25 protein-coding genes are annotated in these 24,628 nt (G+C 71.8%); 10 read left to right on the plus strand and 15 right to left on the minus strand.

Annotated features, from left to right (window positions below; genetic code table 11):
* Nucleotides 1-53: 53 nt before the first annotated feature.
* The 6 genes from ITP53_RS61050 to ITP53_RS13805 all read right to left on the minus strand — a co-directional run bounded on the left by ITP53_RS61050 (nucleotide 54) and on the right by ITP53_RS13805 (nucleotide 3,044).
* Nucleotides 54-137, minus strand: a complete 84-nt coding sequence (locus tag ITP53_RS61050; RefSeq protein WP_407941240.1) for a putative leader peptide — start codon at nucleotides 135-137, stop codon at nucleotides 54-56.
* A gap of 32 nt (nucleotides 138-169) precedes the next feature.
* Complete coding sequence (locus ITP53_RS13785; protein WP_195895765.1) at nucleotides 170-634, minus strand: TlpA family protein disulfide reductase; 465 nt, start codon at nucleotides 632-634, stop codon at nucleotides 170-172.
* Nucleotides 635-715: 81 nt separating this feature from the next.
* On the minus strand, nucleotides 716-1,507 hold the full coding sequence (locus ITP53_RS13790; RefSeq protein ID WP_236050787.1) for an anti-sigma factor family protein: 792 nt from the start codon (nucleotides 1,505-1,507) through the stop codon (nucleotides 716-718).
* On the minus strand, nucleotides 1,507-2,055 hold the full coding sequence (locus tag ITP53_RS13795; RefSeq protein WP_456238099.1) for a sigma-70 family RNA polymerase sigma factor: 549 nt from the start codon (nucleotides 2,053-2,055) through the stop codon (nucleotides 1,507-1,509). Before ITP53_RS13795 ends, ITP53_RS13790 begins: the two co-directional genes overlap by 1 nt.
* Before the next feature lies 1 nt (nucleotide 2,056).
* Nucleotides 2,057-2,722, minus strand: a complete 666-nt coding sequence (locus ITP53_RS13800) for an LmeA family phospholipid-binding protein (protein ID WP_195895767.1) — start codon at nucleotides 2,720-2,722, stop codon at nucleotides 2,057-2,059.
* Nucleotides 2,723-2,792: 70 nt separating this feature from the next.
* Entirely contained in the window at nucleotides 2,793-3,044 is a 252-nt protein-coding gene (locus tag ITP53_RS13805) for a MoaD/ThiS family protein (protein ID WP_195895768.1), read from the minus strand.
* A gap of 175 nt (nucleotides 3,045-3,219) precedes the next feature.
* Here ITP53_RS13805 and ITP53_RS13810 point away from each other — a divergent pair, with 175 nt between their 5' ends.
* The 3 genes from ITP53_RS13810 (at nucleotide 3,220) to ITP53_RS13820 (ending at nucleotide 7,940) form a co-directional block, all read left to right on the plus strand.
* Nucleotides 3,220-3,912 (plus strand): response regulator transcription factor, encoded by a 693-nt coding sequence (locus tag ITP53_RS13810; protein WP_195895769.1) that lies wholly within the window; start codon nucleotides 3,220-3,222, stop codon nucleotides 3,910-3,912.
* 117 nt (nucleotides 3,913-4,029) lie between these two features.
* Nucleotides 4,030-7,476 (plus strand): tetratricopeptide repeat protein, encoded by a 3,447-nt coding sequence (locus ITP53_RS13815; RefSeq protein ID WP_195895770.1) that lies wholly within the window; start codon nucleotides 4,030-4,032, stop codon nucleotides 7,474-7,476.
* 104 nt (nucleotides 7,477-7,580) lie between these two features.
* On the plus strand, nucleotides 7,581-7,940 hold the full coding sequence (locus ITP53_RS13820) for a hypothetical protein (RefSeq protein WP_195895771.1): 360 nt from the start codon (nucleotides 7,581-7,583) through the stop codon (nucleotides 7,938-7,940).
* Nucleotides 7,941-8,179: 239 nt separating this feature from the next.
* On the opposite strand, the gene ITP53_RS13825 is transcribed toward ITP53_RS13820, so the two are convergent.
* Entirely contained in the window at nucleotides 8,180-8,833 is a 654-nt protein-coding gene (locus tag ITP53_RS13825; protein WP_195895772.1) for a 2'-5' RNA ligase family protein, read from the minus strand.
* A 46-nt stretch (nucleotides 8,834-8,879) separates the two neighbouring features.
* On the opposite strand from ITP53_RS13825, the gene ITP53_RS13830 reads away from it, so the two are divergent.
* On the plus strand, nucleotides 8,880-9,878 hold the full coding sequence (locus tag ITP53_RS13830) for a phosphotransferase (protein ID WP_195895773.1): 999 nt from the start codon (nucleotides 8,880-8,882) through the stop codon (nucleotides 9,876-9,878).
* Nucleotides 9,879-9,884: 6 nt separating this feature from the next.
* Here the strand turns inward: ITP53_RS13830 and ITP53_RS13835 are convergent, their stop codons facing one another.
* Both ITP53_RS13835 and ITP53_RS13840 read right to left on the minus strand, forming a co-directional pair.
* Nucleotides 9,885-10,439 (minus strand): TetR/AcrR family transcriptional regulator, encoded by a 555-nt coding sequence (locus tag ITP53_RS13835; RefSeq protein ID WP_236050784.1) that lies wholly within the window; start codon nucleotides 10,437-10,439, stop codon nucleotides 9,885-9,887.
* Between the two features lie 266 nt (nucleotides 10,440-10,705).
* Nucleotides 10,706-11,908, minus strand: a complete 1,203-nt coding sequence (locus ITP53_RS13840; protein WP_195895774.1) for an FUSC family protein — start codon at nucleotides 11,906-11,908, stop codon at nucleotides 10,706-10,708.
* 80 nt (nucleotides 11,909-11,988) lie between these two features.
* Between ITP53_RS13840 and ITP53_RS13845 the strand changes: the two genes are divergently transcribed.
* From ITP53_RS13845 to ITP53_RS13865, 5 genes are all read left to right on the plus strand, one after another.
* Nucleotides 11,989-12,597 (plus strand): dienelactone hydrolase family protein, encoded by a 609-nt coding sequence (locus tag ITP53_RS13845; protein WP_328814403.1) that lies wholly within the window; start codon nucleotides 11,989-11,991, stop codon nucleotides 12,595-12,597.
* 148 nt (nucleotides 12,598-12,745) lie between these two features.
* A complete protein-coding gene (locus tag ITP53_RS13850; protein ID WP_195895776.1) occupies nucleotides 12,746-13,384 on the plus strand; it encodes an ATP-binding cassette domain-containing protein in 639 nt (212 codons plus the stop codon).
* Nucleotides 13,368-14,603: a hypothetical protein gene (locus tag ITP53_RS13855; RefSeq protein WP_195895777.1), complete on the plus strand. Its 1,236-nt coding sequence runs from the start codon at nucleotides 13,368-13,370 to the stop codon at nucleotides 14,601-14,603. Before ITP53_RS13850 ends, ITP53_RS13855 begins: the two co-directional genes overlap by 17 nt.
* A 31-nt stretch (nucleotides 14,604-14,634) precedes the next feature.
* On the plus strand, nucleotides 14,635-16,431 hold the full coding sequence (locus tag ITP53_RS13860; RefSeq protein ID WP_195895778.1) for an ABC transporter permease subunit: 1,797 nt from the start codon (nucleotides 14,635-14,637) through the stop codon (nucleotides 16,429-16,431).
* Entirely contained in the window at nucleotides 16,428-18,707 is a 2,280-nt protein-coding gene (locus ITP53_RS13865; protein WP_195895779.1) for a hypothetical protein, read from the plus strand. Before ITP53_RS13860 ends, ITP53_RS13865 begins: the two co-directional genes overlap by 4 nt.
* On the opposite strand, the gene ITP53_RS13870 is transcribed toward ITP53_RS13865, so the two are convergent.
* From ITP53_RS13870 to ITP53_RS13895, 6 genes are all read right to left on the minus strand, one after another.
* Nucleotides 18,693-19,547: a PHP domain-containing protein gene (locus tag ITP53_RS13870; RefSeq protein ID WP_195895780.1), complete on the minus strand. Its 855-nt coding sequence runs from the start codon at nucleotides 19,545-19,547 to the stop codon at nucleotides 18,693-18,695. The two genes, ITP53_RS13865 and ITP53_RS13870, sit on opposite strands and share 15 nt — an antisense overlap.
* 17 nt (nucleotides 19,548-19,564) lie before the next feature.
* The gene (locus tag ITP53_RS13875; RefSeq protein ID WP_195895781.1) at nucleotides 19,565-20,260 is read right to left on the minus strand and encodes an anti-sigma factor family protein; all 696 of its coding nucleotides are present in this window, start codon (nucleotides 20,258-20,260) and stop codon (nucleotides 19,565-19,567) included.
* Complete coding sequence (locus tag ITP53_RS13880) at nucleotides 20,257-20,769, minus strand: sigma-70 family RNA polymerase sigma factor (protein WP_407941239.1); 513 nt, start codon at nucleotides 20,767-20,769, stop codon at nucleotides 20,257-20,259. The genes ITP53_RS13875 and ITP53_RS13880 overlap by 4 nt, the downstream gene beginning before the upstream one ends.
* Before the next feature lie 272 nt (nucleotides 20,770-21,041).
* Nucleotides 21,042-21,185 carry a hypothetical protein gene (locus ITP53_RS13885; protein WP_195895782.1) on the minus strand — a complete coding sequence of 48 codons (144 nt, stop codon included), beginning with the start codon at nucleotides 21,183-21,185 and terminating at the stop codon, nucleotides 21,042-21,044.
* Nucleotides 21,186-21,206: 21 nt separating this feature from the next.
* Nucleotides 21,207-22,457, minus strand: coding sequence for a hypothetical protein (locus ITP53_RS13890; RefSeq protein WP_195895783.1), 1,251 nt, complete (start codon nucleotides 22,455-22,457; stop codon nucleotides 21,207-21,209).
* A 210-nt stretch (nucleotides 22,458-22,667) separates the two neighbouring features.
* Nucleotides 22,668-23,903, minus strand: coding sequence for an MFS transporter (locus tag ITP53_RS13895; protein ID WP_328814404.1), 1,236 nt, complete (start codon nucleotides 23,901-23,903; stop codon nucleotides 22,668-22,670).
* Between the two features lie 112 nt (nucleotides 23,904-24,015).
* Here ITP53_RS13895 and ITP53_RS13900 point away from each other — a divergent pair, with 112 nt between their 5' ends.
* On the plus strand, nucleotides 24,016-24,621 hold the full coding sequence (locus ITP53_RS13900) for a hypothetical protein (protein WP_195895785.1): 606 nt from the start codon (nucleotides 24,016-24,018) through the stop codon (nucleotides 24,619-24,621).
* Nucleotides 24,622-24,628: the final 7 nt, after the last annotated feature.

Here is a 24,628-nt window from a genome sequence, read left to right on the forward strand (position 1 = left end):
ATGCTCCTGAAGGGGTCGATTGGGGCGGACCGGAAATGTCCGCTGGATCGTCCTCAGGCAGCGCGACAGAGCGCAGTGGCCACGCGGCAGAAATCAACCGCGCGCCGCTTCGTGAGCAGCTCCGTCGATGGGTCCATGGCGAAGACACTACTCTGCGTCTCGTCATCTGTCACATCTCGTCCGGTTGCTGAGACACGTTTCGGGACCACCCGGATGCCGGTCCTGACGCGGGCACGACCGCGGCCAGCGCAGCAAGTACGTCGGCCTTGCGGGGCTGCCCGGTGGCCTTCTTCGTGACGTTACCCTCGGGATCCAGCACGAGAACCGTGGGCGTCCTGGTGACGTCCAGCCGCCGCACCAGGTCGAGCCGGGACTCGGCGTCGACCTCGACATGACGAACCCCTGGCACCAGCGCGCTCACGTCGGCGAGGATCCGCCTGGTCGCCCGGCACGGCTGGCAGAACGCGGTCGAGAACTGCACCAGCGTCGCCCGCTCCCCCAGCCCGGCGCCGAGGTCCGACTCGGACAGCCGGTCGCCGGAGTTCTCGCGCACCCGTCCGTCGCGGCGCAGGTGTACCACCCCGATCAAAGTGCCCAGCGCCAGCGTGGCCAGCGCGACCCACAGACCCGTCATCCCTTGGTCCAACCGCGCGGACCCGCGATTACTTCCCGTCCGGCCATCCGGTACGCGGGCGCCGTCACTTCCTCCCAGGACTCACTTCCGTACCGGGATGTCGACGAGGACCTTGCCCGTCTCGTCGACGAGCTCGAACCTGGCGATCTCCGTCATGCTCAACGTCGTCCTCCGGGTGAACGTGGCGTCGTCCTGGTAGACGTCGCGACTGAGCACCCAGGTCCCGGTGGGCACGCGCCGCCCGTCCACGTCGATCACGACGATGCCGCAGGTCGTGCCGACCGGCACGCCGGTGACGTGGACGCGCAGCTCGGTGCCGCCGTCGCCGGGCGTGACCGACACGGTGGCGCGGTAGTCCTCGGCCTTGTTCTCGCCGGGGAACTCGCGGTCTTCCACCGCCCGCTGCGGCTTGGCGGACTTGCTCACGGGCGGCTTGCCCTGGCCGTCGTCCATTTTGATGCTGGCTTCCTGGTCGGACTCCTGGGCAGGCGCCCGGTCGGCGGCCGACCGTGGGGCCTGCGCCGAGGACGCCGCCTCCTGACCGCCGGTCTGCGCGACCGTCGTCCAGACCGTGCCGCCCACGGCCAGCACCGCGACGGACGCCGCCACGGCCAGCAGCATCCGGCCGCGCCTGGTCCGCTTGACGCGGGCGTTCAGCAGCCGGTCGAGGACCTGGCGCGGCGGGCTGGTCACCAGCTCGACGTCTCGCTCCGACACCTTCCCCAGGAACGCGGCCACCCCCTCCAGCTCGACCAGCTCGGCGCCGCACGCCTCGCACGTCGCCAGATGCGTGTCGACCTCCAGCGCCTCGTCGGGTTCCAGCGCGCCCAGAGCCTGCGCGCCCAGGGCCAGGCGTACCTCCTCGCACGTCATCACGGTGCCAACCCCCGCTCCTCGAGGGCCAGCTTGAGCGCCCGCAACGCGTAGTAGGTACGTGACTTGACCGTGCCCGGCGGTATGCCCAGCGTCGCCGACGCCTCCTTCACCGATCGCCCCCGGTAGTAGACCTCCAACAGCACCTCGCGGTGCTCCGGCCGCAGCGCGGCCAGCGCCTCGGCCACCGCCCACGACTCGACCGCGCGCTCCAGCTCGTCCTCGGCCGGCAGGACCGCCAGCGCGTCGTCGCTGGTCTCCGGTGGCCTGGACTTCTTCGCACGATGCTGGTCGAAGACGAGGTTGCGGGCCACCGTGAACAGCCACGCGCGGATCGGCCGGTCGGAGAGCGCCTCGGGATGCCGCCAGGCCCGCAACAGCGTCTCCTGCACGACATCCTCCGCCCGTCCCGAGTCACCGGTCAGTCGCAGCACGTATCCGTAGAGTGGCCCCGCGTGCTCGTCGAAGAGGGTTCTCACGAGTTCCTCGTCGGCGGTGCCCGCTGCGCTCACCCCCTCATCACGTACGACCGGGCGGGCCGGTTCAATCTCATCCACGAATCGGCACGTCAGACGCTTCGGCCGAGAACTCCAATCCTTCGGCCACACTCTTGACCCGGGTCACCTTCACGTCGAAGGGCAGCCCGCCCTTGAACGGGATCGTGTAGGAGGCGAACTGCGCGAGTTGGTCGGGCACGCCCTCGATCTTCTCGGCCTGGAGCCTGATGCCCCCGTCGGCCACCTCGACCCGTAGCTCGGCGTTGAACTCCACCTTGTTCGCCCCCACCATCACCTCACCGGACGCGGTCAGCCGCTGCCCGTTGCCGCCGATCTTGACGCCGCGCGGGGCGAACTTGTCGATGGTGGCCCTGGTCAGGGTGCCGCTCACGGTCACGCGCCCGGCCTCGACGTTGGGTCTGTTCTGGAGTACGTCCGCCAGCGGCGCGGTGACGTCATAGGCGGCGCCCCGGAGGTTCTCGACCGGTACGCCGCCGTAGGTCAGCGTGCCGAGATCGAAGCGTACCTCTGGATATCTCCCTGAAACGGCCTGCGTGAGAAAGGGGATGCCCTCGATCGTCACCGTCGGCGTGCCTGAGAGGTCGGACGCGGCCGCGATCCTGTTCGCCAGGTCGCGCTCCACGCCCGCCGCGGCGACCCGGTCGACGGCGACGAGGAGAACGACCAGCACGATCAGGAAAACGATCAGTTTGCGCATGTGGCTCCCTGTCTGTACGGGGGCAAGAGCCTATCGATCGGGAAGACTCCTTCCCCGGTAAAGCGGCCGATCACCCACCGGCGAACGGCGGCAGCACCTCCACGGTCGCGCCGTCGCCGAGAATGACCTCGTCATGCGGCCGCCTGCCGACCGGCGAACCGTCCACGAGGAACGACGAACGGCTCACCACCCGGGCCAGCTCGGCCCTGTTTTGTGTGATTTTCGTCATGAGTTCGCCAAGGGTGACCGCTTCGAAGGATTCCTCCGCCACTCCGGCCGCCTCCTTGGCCGCGGCCCAATAACGCACTTTTCCCGTGGCCATGCGTACCTCACAATCGTTTCTGATCCATTGTGCGTCTTCCTTAACGAGGTTGTTTCAGGAGACGCGCTGTTCATCTGGCGGACGCGTAATGGACGCGACTGACTCGTGGGATATCCTCACCTACAGGACCTGGGCGACGTAGCCTCCGGGTCCTTGCGTGTTTGAGGAGGCCGTAATGAGCAACCTGCTCCTGCTGACCAACGCCCTCGAGCCGTCCGCCGAGGTGCTTCCGGCGCTGGGACTGCTGCTCCACTCGGTCCGGGTGTCGCCGGCCGAGGCGGCCGCGCTCATCGACACGCCCCCGGCCGACGCCGTCCTCGTCGACGCGCGCAAGGAGCTCGTGCAGGCCAAGAGCCTGTGCCGGCTCATCCGCACCACCGGGATCGACTGCCCGCTGCTGGTGATCGTGACCGAGGGCGGGCTCGCCGCCATGACCGCCGAGTGGGGCGCCGACGACGTGCTGCTCGACAGCGCCGGTCCGGCCGAGGTCGAGGCGCGCCTGCGCATGGCGACGGGCCGGATCTCGCAGGCCGCCGAGGAGGACGCGCCCGACGAGATCCGCAGCGGCGACCTGTCGATCGACGAGGCCACCTACACCGCCAGACTGCGCGGGCGGGTGCTGGACCTGACGTTCAAGGAGTTCGAGCTGCTCAAATACCTCGCGCAGCACCCCGGCAGGGTCTTCACCCGCGCCCAGCTGCTGCAGGAGGTCTGGGGCTACGACTACTTCGGCGGCACCAGGACGGTCGACGTCCACGTGCGGCGCCTGCGCGCCAAGCTCGGCACCGAGTACGAGTCGCTCATCGGCACGGTCCGCAACGTCGGCTACCGCTTCGTCCCCGACCGCGCGGAGACCGCCAACGTCTGATCCCCCGATTGACAGGTGGCTGCCCGCTGACGTCCACTGTTGTGACAGGTCGTCGTTGAAGGGTTCAGGACCTGTCATAGCGAGGACACCGCCGTCCCGGGATTGGGTGGTGTCGGGATGGGTCTGTTCGGGTCGCTGGTGGACGAGGGCGCCCGGCCGCGTGTCTTCCGCCGCAACGAGACCTTGTGCTCGCCGTTGCGGCCAGCCAACCGGGTTTACCTGATCGACGACGGCTACGCCCGCGAATACACCCCGGCCGGGGAGCGCGAGGCCATCCACGACCTGCGCGGCGACGGCGATCTCGTCGGCGAGCTGGCCTTCTGGAACGCGGGCGAGCGGGTCAAGGTCGACGCACTGACCGAGGTGCGGGCCTGGCCCATCGACATGCGGCGGCTGCGCGAGCACGCCTCCTCCAGCCCCGCCGTGGCGACCGCGCTGGTGCAGGAGCTGTTCGCGCGGAACGTGGCCGCCCGCAGGCACGAGGCGCTGGCCCGTGCCCCCGTCGCGGCCCGGCTGGCCGTGTGGCTGCTGCACCTGGACGAGCGCTACGGGCTGGCCTCGGAGTCCGCGCCGCCGCTGTCCATGGAGACGCTGGCCGACCTGGTGGGCAGCTCGCCCGACGTGGTGCAGCGCCAGCTCACGCGGTGGGTCCAGCGCGGCTGGCTGGTACGCCCCGGCTACCGTCGGCTGCGGATCGCGGACCCGCCCGCGCTGCGCACCGCCGCGGGGAGCTGGGAGCACCTGTCGGCGCCCTGGCAGGGGCGCGTGACGCCGTTCCTGACCCGTCCTGGCGCGCCGGACGAGGCGCGGCCGATCGGCGAGGTGCCCAAGCCCCGGCAACTGCCCGCCGACGTGCCTGACTTCACCGGCCGCCAGCAGAGCCTCGACCTGCTCACCGCCTGGCTGGAACGGCCCCGGCGGACGAACACCATGGTCGTGCAGGGCCTGCCAGGGGTGGGCAAGACCGCGCTGGTGACGCATTGGGGGCACCTGCACGCCGACCGGTTCCCCGACGGGCAGATCGTGATCGACCTGCGCGGGCAGTCGCCCAGCCAGCCCGCGATGAGCCCCGCCGAGGCGCTCGGGCAGATCCTGCGCTCACTCGGCGTCGGCGAGCACATGCCCGCCTCCGACGAGGCCGAGCTGATGTTGCTCTACCGGACCAGGATCGCGGGGCGCCGGCTGCTGCTCATCCTGGACAACGCCGCCGACCCCGCGCAGGTGCGGGCGCTGCTGCCGGGCAGCAAGGACTGCGTGGTGCTGGTGACCAGCAGGACGCGGATGGGGCCGCTGCGGGCGACCGGGCACGCCGACCTCATGGACCTGCCGGTGCTCGACCCGGGCAACTCGGTGGCGCTGCTGGTGGCGGTGCTCGGTGCGGGCTCGCCGCGGGCCGCCGACCGGGACACGCTGGCCGAGCTGGCCCGGGTGTGCTCGTACCATCCGTTCGCGTTGCGGATCTCGGCGGCCAAGCTGGCCGAGAACCCCGGGCTGAGCGTGCAGTCGCGGGTACGGGAGTTGCGCAGGCCGGAGCGGCTGCTGATGGGCGATCCGGAGGAGGCGTTCCGGTCGGCGCTCGACCTGGCGTACGAGTCGCTGAGCCCGGGGCAGCGGCGGGCGTTCCGGCACGTCGGGCTGCTGCCGGGGCGGGACTTCACGCCGGAGGTACTGGCCGCGGCGCTCGGCGTGCCGGTGAACGAGGCCGTGGTCGCGATGCAGGGGCTGCACCGGGCGTACCTCGTCGAGCCGCTGCCCGGGTCGCGGTACCGGGTGCACGACCTGGTCAAGCGGCTGGCCAGGGAGCTGGGCAGGTACGCGGAGGCGGGCGTACGCGAGGCCAGGGTGCGCCTGCTCGACCACTACCTGACCGTCGCGACGGACCCCGGCACGCCGCGCGAGTGGTTCGAGGCGGAGCGGCGCTCGCTGGTGTCGGCCGTGCGGCTGGCGGAGGAGAACGGCGCGTACGGGATGGCCTGCCGGCTCGCCGAGGCGGTGTTCGAGCCGTTCAGCAGGCTGCGCTACTACGAGAACAACCTGGAGGTCCAGCAGGCCGGGCTGACCTCGGCGATGCAGGTGGGCAACCGGCGGGCGATCGCGCTCATGCGCGGCCACCTGGGCAGGATCCACCGGGACATCGGGCCGTCCACGCTGGCGGCCAGGTTCATCGGCGAGGCGCTGGCCGACTTCACCGCGCTCGGCGACCGCGTCGGGCGGGCCCGCGCGCTGAACGACCTGGCCGAGGTGCACGGCATCGCGGGCAACAGCGAGGAAGGGCTGAAGTGCGCGAGCGAGGCGCTCGACCTCTACAGGGAGATCGACGACCTGGCCGGGGTGGCGAGCTGCCTGCACACGCTGTCGCGGCTGCACCTGTCCCAGGAGCGGTACGACCTGGCGCTGCACTACGCGGGCCAGGCGCTGGACGTACGCGAGGAGCTCGGCGACCGACGGGGCACCGCGCGGAGCCTGATCATCCTGGCCCGGGTGCAGCAGAACCTGGGCGAGCCGAACGCCGCCCTGTCCGAGGGTCTGGAGGCGTTGTCGATCTGCCACGAGCTGGGCGACGAGCACGCCGAGGCCGAGACGCTGCTGTGCCTTGCCGAGATCTACGACCTGCTGCGGCTGCAGCACGACGCGCGGCGCGACGCCGAGCGCGCCCTGGCCGGCTACACGGCGACCGGTGACCAGCACGGCTGCGGGCGCGCCCTGTGCGCGCTCGGGCGGATCGCCCGCAACGGCTCACGGTACGACGAGGCGCTGGCGTTCTACGAGCAGGCGCTGACCGTGCAGGTCGAGCTGCACCACGAGCAGGGCAAGGCCGAGACGCTCGGCGACATCGGGCTGGTGCACTGGCGGCTGTCCGACTACCTGCGGGCCGACGACTACCTCAACCAGGCGCTGACCATCAGCCGGGTGATCCACGACGAGCCGGTCGAGGCCCGCATGCTCAACCGGCTCGCGCGGGTGCGGCGGCGGCAGGGATTGCCACAGGTCGGTTTCGTGTACGCGCTGGAGGCCCTGGACATCGTGCAGGGCATGGGGAACCGGCGGGCGGAGGCGGACGTTCAGGAGACGCTGGCGTACACGTATCTGTCGCTGAACCAGCACGAGCTGGCACTGCGGGCGGCTGAGGCGTCGCTGGCGTTCAGAGAGGAGCTGCGGGACAACCGCGCCAGCGCGCTGCTGTCGATCGCGCAGGCGCTGCACCGGGCGGGCAAGGCGGCGGAGGCGCTGGAGCCGGCCAGGGAGACGGTCGAGCTGCAGAACGAGACCGGCACCAGGGACCGCTGGGCGGCGGCGCTGACGACGCTGGCCATGGTGCTGCTCGACCTGGACCTCGCCGAGGAGGCCCTGGTGTACGCGCGGCAGGCCAGGGACGTGCACCTGGAGTGCGGGACGCGGCGGGATCTCGGCTGCGCGCTGCGGGCGCTCGGGCTGGTCTCGGCCCGGCTCGGGCGTCGTGGCGCGGCGGCCCGTTATCTCGCGGAGGCCGTGCGGACGCTCGAAGAGGTCGGGGACGTGTTCGAGGTGCAGCGGGTGGCGGAGGAACTTCGGGAGTACGGATGAAATGCCGCTAAAAGTCGTGAAATCTCGGTTGTGAGGTCGCAGATCTTTTCCGGACTTTCTCCTTAGCTGGGTGCAGCCAGCCACACCACATGGAGGTGATCCGGATGCTCAAGAGTCATCTGCGTCGAGACCTGCGATCGCTCAAGCGACAGGCGCGTAAGGACCGATGGATCACCGTGGCCGTGCTGGCCGGGGTGGCGGCCGCGTGGGTCAGGCAGCTCCCGTTCGCCCCGGCCGGCTCCGATGTCCTGTTCGGGCTCTCGTTCCTGCTGATGGCGGGGTCGGGGGTGGCCTGGCTGGTGTCGGCGTGCCACGTGTTCATGACGATCCGGCGGAGCGAGGAGCCCGCGTCGGAGATCCGCCGCATCTCCATCACCGACCGCGCCAAGGAATGGGCCTTCCGCGCGCTCGGCGCGTACGCCGCCTGGCATCTTCTCCACTTCCTCGCATCCCTCCTACGCTGACCCACGCTCTTCTCGTACGGCGCACTTCTCCTACGGCGGTGCCGGCCTGCGGCGCATGGCTGAGGGCCGGCGGAGTGCGGGCGTCTTTTTTCCTGTACGGCGGTGCCGGCGCGGCGCCACCCGCCATACGTGGCTGGTGGCCTCCAGGGAGACGGCATCTGACCGCCACGGGGCCGGGCGCCGTAACGGCGTTCCCTTCACCGGCTCCGTGGTTCTCGCCTGGGCCGGGGGCGTCCCGGTTACGTGTGTTCCAGTGGTTCGATGTGGATGCCTGTGCCGGTGTGGGTGAACTTCACTATCTCTGCCGTGGGGAGTTCGGCGACGCCGAGGGCCGTGTCGGCGTGTCTGTCGCACCAGTCGGCGAGTTCGTGGGGGTTCGTGAGCGGGCCTGTGAAGTGGACGAGGCTGACGTACCAGAGGTCGCGGGTCCGGCCGTACTCCAGGTCTCGGATGCCGCGGCTCTCCAGCGCGTGGGCGAAGCGCTTCCACATGATGCTCAGCGTGTCGTCCTCGGGGTGGCCGCACACCAGGACGCCGCCCTGATGAGGGCTGACGCCCGCGAGCCGCAGCCGCGCGGGGGGCAGGTCGGCCGCGGCCTCCTTCAGTGCCTCCGCGTACGCGCGGCGCAGCGGGTCGGCCTCGGGGATCCGGTCGCGGTAGGGCTCCAGGGACCTGAGCGTCACGTGCAGGGCCGGGCCGCCGTGCACCCAGTGGCCCGGGGCCTCGATGGTCGCGGCCAGTTCTGTCAGGCGGTCCACGATCTCTCCTGTGGGGCGGAGCACGGCCGCGGCGCCCCATCGCGTCGCACCCTCGACCATGGGGATGTCGTGGCTCGTCCGGCCGGCCAGGATTGCCGTACGTCCTTTGGCTCGAAACTCGGAGAAATCGGACATCCGAGCAGTATGCCAAAGGATCACACGTGATAACGATAGTGGCGTGGTGAACGAGTGGTGCGAAAGGTGGCTGGGCGCGACGCCGGTCGGCGAGATCTTCCGGGCCGGGCATCTGTCGGCCGTTCGCGGGGTGGAGCTGTCGGACGGCCGGCGCGTTGTGCTCAAGTTCCGGCCGCCCGTCGCCCGCGTGCGCGGCTGCGTGGACGTCCAGCGGCGCCTGGCCGCCGCGGGATTTCCGTGCCCGGCGCCCCTGGCCGGCCCCTCTCCGGTCCTTCCCGACAAGTCCGATGCCCCCGGCGGGCACTCCGGCGCCCCCGGCCTTCCTGGCAGCCCGGCCCCGGAGCTCCCAGGCGGGGACGTGGATGTTCCTGGTGAGTGGCTGGTCACCGCTGAGGAGTACGTTCCCGGGGGTGGGCAGTTGGATCCCGCGACGGATCGGGCGCGGCCGTTCGCGGCGGCGCTGGCGCGGCTCGTCCGGCTGGCTCCCCGGCCCGCCGCCGTCTCCTCCCTTGCCCCGGCGCCGCCGTGGCTCGGTTGGGACCATGGCGGGCCCGAAGTCTGGCCGTGGCCGGACGACCTGGACGTGGACCTCAACGCGCATCCCGGGCCAGGGCGGCTGGACGAGCTGGGCGCACGGGTGCGGGAGCGGCTGCTGGCCACGTCGCTGCCGTCCGTGATCGGTCACGGGGACTTCGAGTCGCAGAACGTGCGGTGGCTCGGGGGCGCGCTGCATGCCGTACACGATTGGGACAGCGTCGTGGCGCTGCCGGAGGCCGCCGTGGCGGGGGCCGCCGCGGCGGTGTTCACCGAGACGGGGGCGTCGGAGGCGCGGGCCACCGTGGAGGAGAGCGCGCGGTTCCTGGAGTGCTACATGGAGGCGCGCGGGGCCGACTGGGGGCGGGAGGAGCGGGAGGTCGCCTGGGCGGCCGGGCTGTGGGTACGCGCGTTCAACGCCAAGAAGGCCGCGGTGGCCGGCCACGACCTGACCCTCGTCGACCTGCTCGCCCAGCAGCTCGAGGCCCGACTCCGCCAGTCAGGCGCGTAGCCCTGCTCAAGGGTGCAGGCCTGTGCGGATGATGGTGAGCATGCGGGTGCGGGCGGTGGGGTCCGGGGTGTTGCGTTCGCGGTCGATGCAGCCGGTGAGCAGGGACTTCACGTCGGCGATGTCGGCATCGGCGCGGATCGCGCCGGCCCGCTGCGCCCCTTCGAGCAGGCTCCGCCACGCTCCCATGACGTCGTACTTGCCGTCCGCCGCCACGGCCTCGAAGTCGAACCCGGCCCCGGCGAGTGCGTCGACGAGCCCGCGGTTGGCGGCGCCCTCGTCGACCATGCGCGAGAAGAACACGAAGAACCCCTCCGCCTCCCCCTCGCTCTCCGCCAGCTCCTCCGCCATCCGTACGAGCTGCTCCATCCGGTCGAGCAGGATCGCCTGGAACAGCGCCTCCTTGGTCGGGAAGTGCCGGCTGACGGTCCCGGTGCCCACCCCCGCGCGTCGGGCGATCTCGTGAACGGGCACCGACAGCCCCTCGGCGGCGAACGTCTCGGCCGCCACCTCCAGGACCCGCGCCCTGTTGCGCTGGGCGTCGGCGCGCATTGGCCTGCTCATCCGGATTCCGCTCCAGGACCGATAGACAACCGGGATGGACGTCCCGTATATTCGGGCAAGTATCCGGGACGGCCATCCCGGATTCTACCATCGGACTCCGACAGGAGACACGTCATGCGTATGGTCAAACTCGGCGGGGGCCTGGAGGTCTCCGCTCTCGGCCTCGGGTGCATGGGGCTGAGCGAGTTCTTCGGCCCGACGGACTCCGCGACGCCGTCAGCGGCTCCCGTCGGCGCGGACGAACGACGTCCCACACTTCGACCGCCTCATCCCAGGCCGCCGGCGCGTGGGTAGGCGGCCTTGTGGGGGCCGTGGTCCGGGTCGAACTCGTGGCGGATCCGCGCGCAGCCGTCCACCAGCGAGCCGAGCAGCAACCGCAGCACGCCGCTCTCCGTGTCCTCGAACCTCGTGACCAGCCGCTGCTGCTGAAGGTCGCCCTCGCCCAGCGCGGCACGCAACTCCGCCACGTCCTCGGCCCGGCCGCCGCCGATCTGGATCAGCCCGAAAGAACGGAAGACACGGGACAACGCGGCCAGCTCCGCGGCCAGGGGCTCGGGGAGGACGACTCCAGGCTCGCCCGGCAGGCCGCGTACGCCCGCCGCCAGATCGGTCAGGCCACGCGCGATGCCCCTCAACTGGTGGCAGGCGTGGTCCAGGCAGGTGGCGGCATCGGCGCCCTGGCGCAGGCGGCGGTCGTACCGGCGGCGGCGCAGTGCCAGGCGGACCGACTCGGCGGCCCGGTCTCCGGCCTCCTTGGCCTGCTCCAGGCGTTGCGACAGGCCCCTGGCCCGCTCCAGCCAATCGCCGGCCAGGTCCGCGTCCCACTCGCCGCCCAGGCCCCTGGACATGTCCGCGGCCAGGTCGGAGAGCTCGCCGGACAGGCCGCACAACTCGCTCGCCGCGTGCTCGACGAAGCGCGGCGGGAGGATCAGCAGGTTGGCGGCGATCCCGATGGCGGCGCCGAGCAGCACGTCCGTGAGCCGGGCGAAGCCGTACGTGTGGCCGAGCGCGAGCACCAGCATCGCCGAGACGGGCAGCTGGACGTTCTGGGCCGGCAGGTTCAGCAGCCGGGTCAGCACCAGCCCACCCGCCACCAGCACCGCCATCGTCACCGCGTTGACGCCGACCAGCCAGGTGATCGCCGTGGCGGCGCCCACGCCCACCACCACGGCCACGATCTGCTGCAGGCCCCGCACCACGGTGCCGTACGCGGTCGCGGAGACGGTCAGCAGCACCCCCACGGGCACGAGCACCGGCAGGGGCACCTTGAGCAGGTACGCCGCCAGCCACCAGGCGAAGACACAGGCCCCCGTGACCTTGACCGTCTGGACCAGCGCGTCCCGCTCCATGCGCAGCCAGCCGCGGAAGCCCAGGCTCCGTTCCCGCGCGAGTGCCGCCGTCACGCCCGACACGAGGCGATCGAACGGGGAATCGGCCGGCCGCTCCCTGCGCCCCGATTCGCTCTCCATGCCAACCTCCCTGCCCACCCGCGCGGCGGATAGAGCCAGGCGTATGGGGGTAGCGGCAGGTCGAAGAGGAGGTGAGGCGGGTGGCTGGCGATCTGGTCGTTCCTGAGGCCGCTCAAGGAGTGGTGGTGTTCGTGCACGGTAGCGGGAGCAGCCGGCTCAGTCCGCGCAACCGCTACGTGGCAGGCGCGCTCAACGAGGCGGGGCTCGGCACGCTGCTGTTCGACCTGCTCACACCGGAGGAGGAGGCCGACCGGGCGAACGTCTTCGACATCGGGCTGCTGGCCGAGCGGCTGTTGCAGCGTACCGGGTGGGTGCGCGAGCAACCCGAGGCGAAGGGGCTGCCGGTCGGCTACTTCGGCGCCAGCACCGGCGCCGCGGCGGCGTTGTGGGCGGCCGCCGAGCCGGGCAACGCGATCGCCGCGATCGTCTCGCGCGGCGGGCGCCCCGACCTGGCCGGGGAACGGCTGGCGGCGGTACGCGCGCCGACCCTGCTCATCGTGGGCGGCCGCGATCCGGTGGTGATCGAGCTGAACGAGGAGGCCCAGCGGCGCCTGCGGGCCGAAAGCAAGATGACGATCGTACCCGGCGCCACCCACCTGTTCGAGGAGGCGGGGGCGCTGGAGGCGGTGGCCGGGCATGCCCGCGAGTGGTTCACCACCCACTTCGCCGGACCCCACGCATCGGGGTAAATAGGTGAAAGAATCACATATAGGTGCAATTCCCCCGAGGCTATTCCGCCGATGAATACGCACGTCCCGAAAGCGGTCAATTACGTTGCCGTGACTCACCATCTGTGCCAACGTCAAGTGCGGACGACATCCGAACATGACGGCGGTTGTGGAAGTGCCACTTCTGGAGCTATCTGGCCTGGTCTGGGAAACGCATGGGAGCCGGCGCGGCCTGTCGCCCGATCCGCTGACGGTCGACTCCGGGCACACCGCCGTGGTGGTGGCCGGGCACTCCTGCGAGGCCGACGCGTTCGCCGACGTCCTGCTCGGTCTGGAGATGCCGGTCCGCGGCCAGATCAAGATCGGTGACCAGGAGATCGCCATGCGGCCGCCCGAGGAGCGCGAGCTCGGGCTGGTCCCGGCGGGCGCCGGGCTGCTGCCGCACCTGACCGTCGAGAAGAACCTGGCGCTGGCCGCCAGTGACGGTCTGGCGCCGTCGTTCGCACAGGGCCGGGTCGCGTTCATGGCCAGGCGGATGGGCATCCAGGGGTTCCTGCGCTCCCGCCCTCACGAACTGGCGCACGACGAACGGCTGAGCGTCGCGCTGGCCCGGGCCATGTGCAGGTTCGTGCCCGTCAGGGTGATGGTGATCGAGGACCGTACCGGCTCCGGGCCCTGCCACGCGGCCGTGAGCGCGGCGCTGGGCGCCGAACTGGCGGTGCTCGTCGTGACCGACGACCGGACCAGGGTGGCCAGCCTGGCCTCCCCGTCGCACTTCTGGGAGGTCGCCGATGTCGTTGAGCCGTAGGGGGTTCCTGGCGGCGATCCCGGCGGCGGTATCGGCCGGGGCTCTCGCGGGCTGCGCCGGAGAGCCGCCGCTGCGGGTGGCGGTGGTGTGGAGCGGCGACGAGCTGCGGCGCTTCCTCGGCGTGGTCAGGGGGTACGGACCCCCGGTCAGCGTCTTCTCCGCGGGCGACGACATCGGCACGCTGCTGCGCGGGCCCGCCGAGCAGGCCATCCCCGACGTGGCCGTGATCCCCAGGCTGGGCCTGCTGCGCGACGGGAACATCCGCACCCGCGTCCAGCCGCTGCCCGCCGCCGGCTCGACGCCGGAGTTCTGGAGCGGCCTCGTCTCGCCGGGCGGCGGCCGGGTGCTCGGCTCCTGGTTCAAGATCGCGCACAAGTCGCTCGTCTGGTATCGGGAGGGGGCCTCGTTCCGTCCCCCGGCGAGCCTGGAGGCGTGGCGGGACGCGCCGGGCAGGTTGTCCGTCGGGGCGGCCGACGGCTGGGTGTTGTGCGGGTGGTTCGAGAACGTCCTGCTCGCCCGCGACCCCCTCGCGTACGACGACCTGTTCACCTGGGGCGAGAACAGCCCGGATCTCTGGAAGACGGACGCCGTCCTCGAGGCGCTGACCCTGCTCGCGGAGATCTGGCGCGGCGGCCTCGACTCCGAGCAGGGCAGACGCGCGCTGACCCAGGAGTTCCACGACTCGATACTCAACGTCTTCCACTACGGCACCGCCGACGTGGTGGCCGCTCCCGACTTCGCCTGGCCGGTCATCGCCCGCTACGGCGACACCGACGTCGCGCGATCCTTCCGCTTTCCCGCGCTCGCGGGCAGGGAGCTGCCGCTGGTGGCCGGGGGCGACGTGGCCGTGGCCATGTGGGTGGGCGGGCAACGGGCGGTCAACTTCGTGACCTGGCTGACCAGGCCACGCGGCGGTGACCGCACCGATCCGCTGGAGCAGTGGGTGGGCGAGGGCGGCTTCCTGACGACGTTCACCTCGCCGGACAGCTCCCCCGTGCCGCTGCGCGAGCGCGCGCGGGAGCTGGCCCAGGCGACCAACGGCCGCTACGCGCTGTCCGACCGGATGCTCGGCAATCTGGAAGGCGGCGACGGGCGCGGGTTGTCGCGCGTACTCACCGAGTTGTTCTCCGCCGTCACCGTCTACCGCGAGGACCCCGGCTCGGCGGCGCGCGCGGCCCGCGACAAGCTCGTCGCCGCCGTCGGAGCGGGCGCCCTGTGAACGCGGCCTCCAGGGTGAGGAGCACGAGCTCATGAGCGAGCGGAACGCGTTCATGTTCGAGGTGGCGCCGCACCACGACGCGCGCGTGCCCGCCGTCAGGCCCGGACTCGGGCGCTGGCGGGCGGCCTTCTACCTGCTGCTCGCGGTGCTGCTGGCGGCCGGCGTCATCCTGGCACCGCTGATGGTGACGGTGTTCATCAGCCTGTCCGACGGGCTCGGCGCGTACGCCGTGCTGGCCCACGACCAGGTGCTCCAGGCGCTCGGCAACTCGTTCGTGTGGCTCGTGCTTGCCGTGCTCGTGTGCGCGGTGGGGCTCGGCCTGGCCTGGCTGGCCAGGAACGCCGGGCCGGTGCTCGGCGGCGTGCTGCGCTTCCTGCTGGTGCTGCCGGCCGTGGTCTCACCGCTCACCACGGGCGCGATCTTCCGGATGCTGTTCGACACCAACGGGCGGCGCGGCCTGGTCAACGCCCTGCTCGGCGCGGACATGGCCTTCCTCGGGCCCGGCTGGATCTGGCTGGTGCTCGGGTTGGCGTTCGTCTGGCAGTGGGCCGGGATCGCGTTCCTGGTCTTTCACGAGGCTCTGGCCAGGCTGCCGGGCAACCTGCTGCGGATGGCCAGGGCGTTCGGTGTCGGCCGGCGGCACCGGCTGTGGTCCGTCGTCGTGCCCGCGCTGGCCGGGCCGGCGGCGCTGGCGTACCTGTTCGCGCTGGTGGCGGCGGCGCGCGTGTTCGACCTCGTGCTGATGGGCGCGCCCGGGTCGATGCAGACCATGGTCGAGGGCGGCGGGCTGTTCTGGTGGCGGAACAACGACGATCTCGGCGACGCTCGGGCCGCCGCGCTGGCCGTGGCGTTGTCGCTGCTCGTGGCCGTGATGGCCTCGGTCGCCCTGCTGGGACTGCGCGGGCGCGCGGGCTGGTCCGAGCCGGCACCCCAACCGGCTGCCACCCGCTGGTCCGGTGCGGCCGCCGCCCGCCCCTCCCGGCTTGCGTCCCAACCCGCCACAGCCCGCTCGTCCGGGCCGGCGCCCCGGAGGGCCGCCGTGGTTCGGCGCGGGTGGCGGCTTTGGGTGTTGTGCCTGGTCGTGTCGGTGCTGTGGTTGCTGCCGTTCGCGGCGCTCGTGCTCACCTCGCTGCGCGACCCGACCGACGCGGCGCTGACCGGGTGGTGGCACGGCGGGCCGTGGACGCTCGGCTCCTACGCGGAGGTGCTGGGCGACCGTGCCTACGTGAACGCGCTGGGCACCACCTTCCTGCGGGCCGCCGTGGTCGTCGGGCTGGTCCTGCTGGCCGCCGTGCCCACCGCGTACGTCATGGCCCACGAGCACCTGCTGCCGCGCCGATCCTGGCGGCCCGTCCTGCTGGTCGCGGTGGCCCTGGCCGCGTTGCCGCCGCAGGCGTTCGCCGTGCCGCTGCAGGAGTGGCTCAGTCTCGTGGGCATCGCGCCCGCGCTGGCCATCGTGCACGCGGCGCTGGTGATCCCGCTGGCGGTGCTGGTGCTGCACGCCGCGTTCACCCGGGTGGCGACGCCGATGCTGACGCGGCACCGCTGGGAGCTGTTCCACGTCGTACGCGAGGCGCGTCCGGCCGTGGTGCTGGCCGGCGTGCTGGCGTTCGTCCTCGTGTGGAACGACACCGTCGTGGTGCTGCTGCTCAACTGGCCGTCGGGCGACCATCTGCCGCTGATGCTGCTGGAGCATTCGCGCCACTTCACGAGCTCCGCGGGCACGCTGGCGGCGCAGGCGGCGATCGCCACCGCGGTGCCCGTGCTGCTGGTCGTCGCCACGAGCCGGTGGCTGTATCGGGGGCTGACGCAGGGGGTTCGCCGATGACCGACATCTCGCGGCGGGACCGGGTGCGGTTCAGGTTGTCGCGGTTGTCCCAGCGGACCGGCGCGCACCTGCCTGAGCTGGGGCTCACCGGCATGGTGACGATCGGCGGGTTGTTCCTGCTGCTGCAGGAGGAGCTGGTCAAGAAGGTGGCGGGCGGGCTCGAGCTCTGGCAGCTCGCACTCCTCGCGATTCCGCTGCCCGTCGCGACCGCCTGGCTCACCCACGCCGTACGCCGCCGCTCCCGCAAGGCGACGCCCCAGCCGCCGAACGGCCGCCTGCCCTTCCCCGACAGGATCGACCTGCTCATCGGCAGGGAGACCGAGCTCCAGCAGGTCAGGGACCGGGCGAAGGAGAGCGGCATCGTCGTGGTGCGCGGCCCGATGGGGATGGGCACGTCCGCCCTGGCGATCCGCGCCACGTGGGAGCTGGCCCCCGAGGCCCGCATGCAGCGGTACGCCGACGTACGCGGCCCCGACAGAGACCGTCCGGAAACGCCGCTGAGCGTGGCCCAGCGCGTGCTGCGTACACTCGACCGGCCGCCCGGCGTCATCCAGGAGGCGGCGGACGCGGCCCCGCAGGTGATCGACGCCCTCACCGGCACCGGCCGGGTGCTCCTGCTCGACAACGTCAGCACGTGGAGCCAGGTCGCCTGGCTGCCGCCCCGGGTGCCTGGCGCGCACATCGTGGTGGCGGGGACGTTCACCGAGGAGCCGCCGCAGCGCATCGAGCCGGTCCAGCTCGGCCCGCTCGGCCCCGAGGCGGGACGCGACCTGCTGGCCCGCCACATCGGCGACGACCGCGCCGCCCGCGACCCCCGCGCCACGGGGCTGCTGGTCGACGCCTGCCTGGGCAGCCCGTTGGAGATCGTCAGGATCGGCCGCTGGCTGGCCCGCAACCCGGGCATCCCCCTGAAGTCGCTCGTCGACGACCTGCGGATGCTGTCCATCGACGAGAAGCTCGGATTCCTGCTCGACCTGAGCATCAGGCAGCTCAGGCCGACGGCCAAGGAGCTGTTCGTCCTGCTGGCCGGGCTGCCGATCGCCGAGGTCGACCACCAGGCCGCCGCGGCCCTGCTCGGGTTGCCGTCCGCCGAGGACGCGATCAGGGAATTGGCCGGCCTCGGCCTCGTGGAGAACGTACGGATGACGCGCGTCAGAGTGACCAGCGCGTTCCGCGGCGGCGGTGCGGAGGAGCGGACGCCGCGCGTGGACGCGGCCTGGCGGCGTCTGGTGGAGCACTTCGCCGGCCAGGCCGACGTGTTCGCCGCGCGACTGCCCGCCGCCGAGGCGCGCACCTGGTTCGCGATCGAGGACCGGGCGCTGCTGCAGGTGCTGGCCCGCCCCGAGCCCGCGCCCAAGACCGGTCGCGCGCTCGGGCGGATCGCGGACGGGCTGGAGACCTGGTTCCGGCTGGAACAGCGGCACGAGGACCGGCTGCGCGCCGCGAAGGCGCTGGCCAGGGCCGCCAAGGCGCTCGGCGACGAGCACGTGCAGGCCACGGCCGAGCTGCGCCAGTGCGCGGTCCTGCTCATCGCCGGCGATCCGCGCGCGGCGCGGCGGCACTTCAACGAGGCGGCCGACCTGCGGGTCAGGGTGGAGTCGTGGCCCGCCGAGCTGCACCTGGAACACGCGGCGATCCTGCTGGCCGACGGGGACGAGTTCACCGCCGTCGAGTCCGCGCTGGTCCGCTACGGGCAGGCGCTGTCCGGCGGCGACGTCGCGGGGCACGCGCTGCGGCTGATCAACGTGGCCGCGCTGCTCGTACGCAAGGGGCAGACGCTCGATCACGACGGGCACGGCCCCGAGGCCCGCCGCCTGTACGCCGACGCCCGCGCCGTGCTCTTCCAGGCGCTCGACCTGGCGGGGCGGGCCGGCGACCCCGGGGCGGAGGCGCACGCGGAAGAGCTGCTCGCGCTCACGCACCACTACCTCGACCTGGCCTACGACGCCCGCTCGCACCTGGAGCGGGCCGAGCGGCTCTACGCGGAGAACGCCGACGAGATCGGCCGCGCGCGCTGCCTCGTGCAGCGGGCCGGCGCCCTGCTGGAGGATCCGGGACAGGACACCGAGGAGGTGGCGAAGCTGCTGGACGACGCGCTGCCCGGCCTGCCGCCCGCGGGGGTGAGCACCGCGCTGGCGCACCTCCACCTGGGGCGGCTACGGCCTGAACGGGCCGGCGAGCACCGGGACGCCGGCCTGGCGGCGCTCGCCCCCTGGGACGGCATCGCGGAGCCCCGGCAGGTCAGCGAGCTACGAACCCGCTTAGCGACCCTCTGAGGTGATGGGGGTGGCGCCGGTGGCGGTGGTGGTCAGGCGCTCGTAGACCTCGGGGGCCGTCGTCTCGCAGCCCAGCCGGTGGCCGGTCAGGTCGCCGTGGTCGTCGCTGGAGCCGGTGACGGCCAGCCCCAGGTCGCCGGCCAGCCCGTGCAGGTGCGCACGGGCCGCTGCGTCGTGGTCCATGTGCTCGGCCTCCACGCCGAAGAGCCCGGCCCGCGCCAGCTCGGCGATCCACTCGTCGGGCACGACCTCGCCGCGCTTGGCCGCCTTCGGGTGGGCCAGCACCGGGGCCCCGCCTGCAGCCCGTACCAGGCGTACGGCTCGCTCGGGGTCGAGGGCGTAGCGGGTGACGTGAGCGCGGCCGCCCGCGCCGATCCACTCCGGGGTGAACGCGAGCGCAGGCTCGGCGATCGCGCCTGCCGCGACCATGGCGCGGGCGATGTGCGGCCGCCCGACCGGCCCGCCCGCGGCCAGCGCGGCCACCTGCTCCCAGGTGACCGGCACGCCCAGCTCGACCAGCCGCTCGACGGTCAGCCGGCCCCGCACCTCGCGGGCCTGCCTGATGCGCGCGCACTCGGCCTGGAGCTCGGGTTCGAGCGGGTCGAAGAGGTAGGCCAGCAGGTGGATGCTCTGCCCGCCGCGCCGGCACGACAGCTCCATGCCGGGCACCAGCGTCAGCCCGTCGGGCAGCGCGTCGATCGCCGCGCGGTGCCCGGCGACGGTGTCGTGGTCGGTCAGCGCGAGCACGTCGAGCCCCCGCTCGCGGGCCCTGCGCACCACGTCGGCCGGGGGCTGCGTGCCGTCAGATGCGGTGCTGTGGCTGTGCAGGTCTATGCGCATCGCCCGATGGTAGGCCGTCACACCGCCACGGTGGCCAGGCTCCTGCCGTCGAGGGTCTCGATCGTGAAGTGGTTCAGGTCGGACTGAGGGAGGCTGGTGCCGCCGTGCAGCAGCAGGGGGTCGGGGGAGCCAGGAACGCCGTACCCCTTTTCCGGTACGCCCCAGCTCGCCACCACCTCGGAGCGGCCGTCGTCGCCCACCGCCGTCAGGCGGCACTGCAGCGGGCCCTTGACGCCCTTGAGCTCCAGCGCGACGTGGGTGCCCCAGCCCTTGTCCTCCAGGCCGACGACGCCGGACACGCCGGACGCGGGGTCGGTGACGTTGTAGGTGCGGCCGGTCATGAGCAGGGCGCGGGCCGGGCTGTGGATGCTGTCCGGGTTCGGGTCGCCGGTCAGGGAGTTGACGCCGAGGAAGACGCCGGCCGCGACCAGGAGGCAGGCGGCGGCGGTCATGAACGTACGGTGGAAGCGGCGGCGCCGGCGTTCGGCGGCGGCGCGGCGTACCAGCAGGGATTCGACCTGGGGTTCTGGCGGGCTGGGCAGGAGGTCGTCCGGGTGCACACCCTTGATCAGCTCCCCCATCGCCGCGAACGAGCCCACCTCGGCGGCGCAGACGGCGCAGCCGTCCAGATGGTGTTCGAACTCGGCCCGTTCATCCTCGCTGAGCAGGCCGAGCGCGTACGCGGCCACGTCCTCGTGGTGCACCTCGGTCACGGCAGCGTCACCCCCCTTTCCTCCAGCGCGACGCGTAACGCGCGCATCGCGTAGTACACGCGGGACTTCACCGTGCCCACCGGCACGCCGATCGTCTCCGCCGCCTGCTGGACCGTGCGGTCGAGCAGGAACGTCTCGGTGAGGACCTGACGATGGGCCGCCGACAGGGAGAGCATCGCGTCGGTCACCACGATCTCGCGCAGCAGTCGCTCGTCCTCGGCCGGAGCCGGCTGGACGCGCTCGGGCACCTCTTCCATGGTGTCGAGGGGCCGCGCACCGGAGCGGCGGTGGTCGTCGATGACGACGCGGCGGGCCACGGTCGCCAGCCAGGGCATCAGGGACCCCGAGTCGGTACGCAGGTCGTGGAGGTTGCGCCAGGCGCGTACCAGGGTCTCCTGTACGACGTCCTCGGCCCAGCGGCGATCGCCGCCCGTCAACCTGACGGCGAAGGCCATCAGGGAGGCGCCGTATTCGCGGTAGAGGGCTCGGACCATGGCTTCGTCGGTCACGCGGTGATTCACCTCGCGGCTCCTCGCGCGCGCTGCGGATATCATCAAATATCGCGCTCAGATTGGACGCTCAGATTGGAATTGTTACTCTAGCTACCTGCGGGGGCCAGGGTAAGGTACTTTGCCGCCTTCACCGTCCAGCTAGATTTAATGGATAAATCCTGCTTCAGTCGTCCCGAAGAGGGGATTATGATCATTCGGTTGACGATCGGCGGCAGCGCATTCGACGAGCGCAAGATCGCCGGGCGTCGTACCCGCCCCCGGCGAGGTGGTCATGAGCGCGCCTGGTAGACGCCGGACTCCACGGCGGGTGGCGCGGGGACGGGTTGCCCGGTGTCCGTCAGGGAGAAGAACAGCGACGCCGCGATCGTCGCGAGCAGGATGCCGGTGAGCACACCGAGGCCGAGCGCCTTCATCACGCACCCCCGGCAGATTCGTCAGCCATTCGGCACCTCCCCGGCCGCTGGAGCGCGCCAATCCCGATAGACCGTGTCGGCGACCATCGGCCCGTGCGCCCGGCTGGTCATGTCGAGCCGCAGCCGTACCGGCAGGCCGGCGTCGTCCAGCAGCAGCGAGAACCGGATCGGCCCCTCCGCCGCCGTCCCGCCGTCGGCGCTCTCCGCGCCCCTGATCCGGTGCGCCAGCGCGGTCCCGGTGAGCGTCCGCCCGTCCCCCGACGCGCGCACGCCCGTCCCGGCCGCGTCGAGCAGCGCCTTGATCGTGTACGGCGAGCTGAACCGCCTGACCGACGGCGCGTGGTACTGCGCGCACGCCTGGATGTCCGGCCGGTCGGCGGCGAACGGCACCCCGTCGGCCACGCCGTCGTTCCCCGCGAGCGACACGTCGACGGGATCTGGAGCGTTCCCACAGACGATCTTCATCTCGTACGACGTCGCGGCGTTCCCGTCGAAGCTCAGCCGCCCGTCGGCGGCGAACCTCTCCCCCGTCTTCGGCGACTCGCCCTCCTGGTGGAAGGCGGCGGTGCGGCGGCCGACGGCTTCGAGCACGCCCCCCGTGTCCGGCCGCGCCGCCTGGGCGGAGACCATCGTGATCCCGCCCGCCGCCACCGCGACGACCAGCACACCGATCGCGACCCCGCCCAGGTACGCCGGCTTACGCCAGACCGGCGTGGACACGAGCGTCTCCGCGTACGGCGCCGGCTCGCGCCAGACCGGCGCGGACACGAGCCCCTCCTCGTAGGGCGCGGGCTTACGCCAGACCGGCATGGACACGAGCGCCTCCTCGTAGGGCGCCGGCTCGTCCGGGCTGGTCCGGTGTTCGGCCTCGCACAGCAGGTCGTCCACGGTGGCGGCGGTGGCCGCCGTGGAGTGGCCGAGCAGGATGCGTACCAGGTCGACGGAGGTGGGCCGGGCGGCGGGATCGGAGCGGCGGCACTCGTCGACGACGACGCGCAACGCCGGCGGCAGCCGGTCGAAGTCGGGCTCCTCGTCCACCTGGCACCCGGTCGCCGCGAACACGATCACGCCGGCCCAGTCGCGCACGTCGTTCGACGGGAACTCGCTGTCGCGCGGCCCGGGAGCGAAGAACGCCCGCCCCCGCGGCCCGATCATGACGTTGCCGGGGTTGAGCCGCAGCCCCGCGATCCCGGCCATGTGCAGCCTCGCCATGGTGGTGGCGCTGCCCAGCGCGAGCAGATAAAGGGCCTCGTCCCTGAATGGCCCGGCCACCCTCACGACCTCCGCCAGTGGCCGGCCTTCTCCCAGGTAATCGTGCGGCCTCAGAGCCAGCCCGGCACTCCATCCCTGAAATTCCATAGCCAACCCCATGACAGCCGATCAGCTGATACACGTCCGCCGGTTTTCCGTCAGGTTGTACGCCGCCCGCGGGCTCACGGTTCAATTCGATTCAGGAAAATTCCACCGGCCGCAGGAAAAAGGTCAGGAAGCGTCCGATCGCCGCAGGTCGCGAATGGCGCGGACCGACAGCATCAGAGCGCAGCAGACCAGCAGCATCGCCGAGGCGAAGAAGAGATACGGCCGGGCGCCGACCTGCTCGCCGACCGGCCCCGCCATGGCCCGGCCGACGGGCTGCATGACGAACGAGCCCGCCACGTCGTAGGCGTGCACCCGGCCGAGCAGCGCCGCGGGGATGTGCGTCTGCACGCTTGTGTGGAACATGACGAGCCAGAAGGCCATCCCCGCGCCCATCAACGCGTAGCCGGTCGCGATCAGCGGCGCCGGCAGGTCGAGGGCGACCGTGAGCGGCGCGAACAGGAACATGGACATGCTCAAGGAGCCGGCGCGTAAGGGGTGGCGGGGCCGGACCCGGGTGGCCAGCAGGCCGCCGACGACGCTGCCGACGCCCATCGCGGACATGACCAGACCGAACACGAAGGAGCCGTGCTGGGCCGCGATCGTGCTGAAGCCGAGGGTCTGGTTGGGGCCGAACACCGTCAGCGCGCCCAGCATCCAGATCGCGATGACGCCCCAGAGCCACGTACGGGACCGGAACTCCTGCCAGCCTTCGACGAGTTGCCTGCGCAGCGACGTCCGCACCTCCGGACGGGTGTGCACGATGCCGCGCAGCCCCAGCAGGCAGATGCCGCTGATGCCGAAGGTCGCCGCGTCGACGGCGAGGACGACGGCCGGGGACGACACGGCGAGCAGCAGTCCGGCGAACGCCGGGCCGAGCACGGTCATCATCGACTCGGACACCCGCAGCGTCGCGTTGGCCGCCTGCACGTCCTTGGCGATCTGCGGGATGACCGTGGCCACGCCGGGCTGGAACGCGGCCGTACCGAGGCCGACGGACATCAGCAGGACGAGCACGACCCAGAGGGGTGGCGTGGTCACGAAGAAGGCGGTGGCCAGCAGGCCCTGGAAGACGAGGCGGCCGGCGTCGGCGCCGATCATCATCCGCCGCGCGCCGAATCGGTCAGAAAGAACGCCGCCGAATACCACGAAAATCGCCAGCGGCGTGATATGGGCGGCCAGCGCATAACCGACGCCGCTGGCCCCGTACCCGGATTCCAGCATGGCGGCGGTGAGCGCCACCGGAAGCATCATGTCGCCGATGGTCGACGTCGTACGTGCGACAAAGAACCGAGTGAAATCCGGGGACCAGAGTCGGGGGGCGAGATCTCTCTTTTGTCCAATGGCCACGAGCGGGCACACTACCTGGTTCGCCGATTTCGGGCGAAGGAAATATCGGGCCCAATACCGGCTTGACCTTGACGCGACGTCAACGTGTCTACTGGGAGGCGATCAAGCAGAGGGAAGGAGCCCCATGGTCCGTGCCGCGCTTCGGGTGCTGGGATTCGAGCTGAAGGGCCTGGCGAGCATCGGTCTGTGGATCGTGCGCCGCCGCCACGGCGTGCCCCCGGGCGCGACAGTCGTGACGTACACCAAGGAGCAGACGTTCGTGCTCTCGCTGATGTTGTTCGCGATGACGGTCGAGACCATCGTCGTGGACCTGTTGCTGGTGGGGCTCGGCGTGCCGGACTGGGTGCGCTTCACGGTGCTGATCGCCGACCTCTACGGGCTGCTGTTCGCCGTCATGCTCGCCGCCGCCTCCGTCACCCGCCCCCACGTCCTCACCTCCGACGAACTGCGCATCAGGTACGCCGCCTACTTCGACCTGCGCGTGCCCCTCGACCAGATCGCGTCCGTACGCACGAGCGACGGCTACCACGACGGCAGCATGGTCACCCTCAAGGACGGCCGGGTCAGCGTGGCGGTCTCCTCGCGGACCAACGTGACGATCGAGCTGACCGAGCCGATCACCTTCGTCCGGCCGTTCGGCGCCAGGGCGGAGGCCACCTCGATCCGTTTCTTCGCCGACGACCCGAAGGCGCTCCTGGCCGCCCGCCTGGCACCCTCGGCGGCGGAGTGAGCGCGGA

Source organism: Nonomuraea cypriaca (assembly GCF_015645445.1).
In the GTDB taxonomy this organism is placed as follows: Bacteria; Actinomycetota; Actinomycetes; order Streptosporangiales; family Streptosporangiaceae; genus Nonomuraea; species Nonomuraea cypriaca.

Excerpts from the sequence above, each read along its gene's own strand:
- ITP53_RS13855 (WP_195895777.1), top strand. The coding sequence starts at position 13,368 with ATGTCGTTGAGCCGTAGGGGGTTCCTGGCGGCGATCCCGGCGGCGGTA.
- ITP53_RS13865 (WP_195895779.1), top strand. The coding sequence starts at position 16,428 with ATGACCGACATCTCGCGGCGGGACCGGGTGCGGTTCAGGTTGTCGCGG.
- ITP53_RS13835 (WP_236050784.1), bottom strand. The coding sequence starts at position 10,439 with ATGAGCAGGCCAATGCGCGCCGACGCCCAGCGCAACAGGGCGCGGGTC.
- ITP53_RS13815 (WP_195895770.1), top strand. The coding sequence starts at position 4,030 with ATGGGTCTGTTCGGGTCGCTGGTGGACGAGGGCGCCCGGCCGCGTGTC.
- ITP53_RS13885 (WP_195895782.1), bottom strand. The coding sequence starts at position 21,185 with ATGAAGGCGCTCGGCCTCGGTGTGCTCACCGGCATCCTGCTCGCGACG.
- ITP53_RS13860 (WP_195895778.1), top strand. The coding sequence starts at position 14,635 with ATGAGCGAGCGGAACGCGTTCATGTTCGAGGTGGCGCCGCACCACGAC.
- ITP53_RS13810 (WP_195895769.1), top strand. The coding sequence starts at position 3,220 with ATGAGCAACCTGCTCCTGCTGACCAACGCCCTCGAGCCGTCCGCCGAG.
- ITP53_RS13840 (WP_195895774.1), bottom strand. The coding sequence starts at position 11,908 with ATGGAGAGCGAATCGGGGCGCAGGGAGCGGCCGGCCGATTCCCCGTTC.
- ITP53_RS13870 (WP_195895780.1), bottom strand. The coding sequence starts at position 19,547 with ATGCGCATAGACCTGCACAGCCACAGCACCGCATCTGACGGCACGCAG.
- ITP53_RS13805 (WP_195895768.1), bottom strand. The coding sequence starts at position 3,044 with ATGGCCACGGGAAAAGTGCGTTATTGGGCCGCGGCCAAGGAGGCGGCC.
- ITP53_RS13790 (WP_236050787.1), bottom strand. The coding sequence starts at position 1,507 with ATGACGTGCGAGGAGGTACGCCTGGCCCTGGGCGCGCAGGCTCTGGGC.
- ITP53_RS13800 (WP_195895767.1), bottom strand. The coding sequence starts at position 2,722 with ATGCGCAAACTGATCGTTTTCCTGATCGTGCTGGTCGTTCTCCTCGTC.
- ITP53_RS61050 (WP_407941240.1), bottom strand. The coding sequence starts at position 137 with ATGGACCCATCGACGGAGCTGCTCACGAAGCGGCGCGCGGTTGATTTC.
- ITP53_RS13825 (WP_195895772.1), bottom strand. The coding sequence starts at position 8,833 with ATGTCCGATTTCTCCGAGTTTCGAGCCAAAGGACGTACGGCAATCCTG.
- ITP53_RS13900 (WP_195895785.1), top strand. The coding sequence starts at position 24,016 with ATGGTCCGTGCCGCGCTTCGGGTGCTGGGATTCGAGCTGAAGGGCCTG.
- ITP53_RS13820 (WP_195895771.1), top strand. The coding sequence starts at position 7,581 with ATGCTCAAGAGTCATCTGCGTCGAGACCTGCGATCGCTCAAGCGACAG.
- ITP53_RS13785 (WP_195895765.1), bottom strand. The coding sequence starts at position 634 with ATGACGGGTCTGTGGGTCGCGCTGGCCACGCTGGCGCTGGGCACTTTG.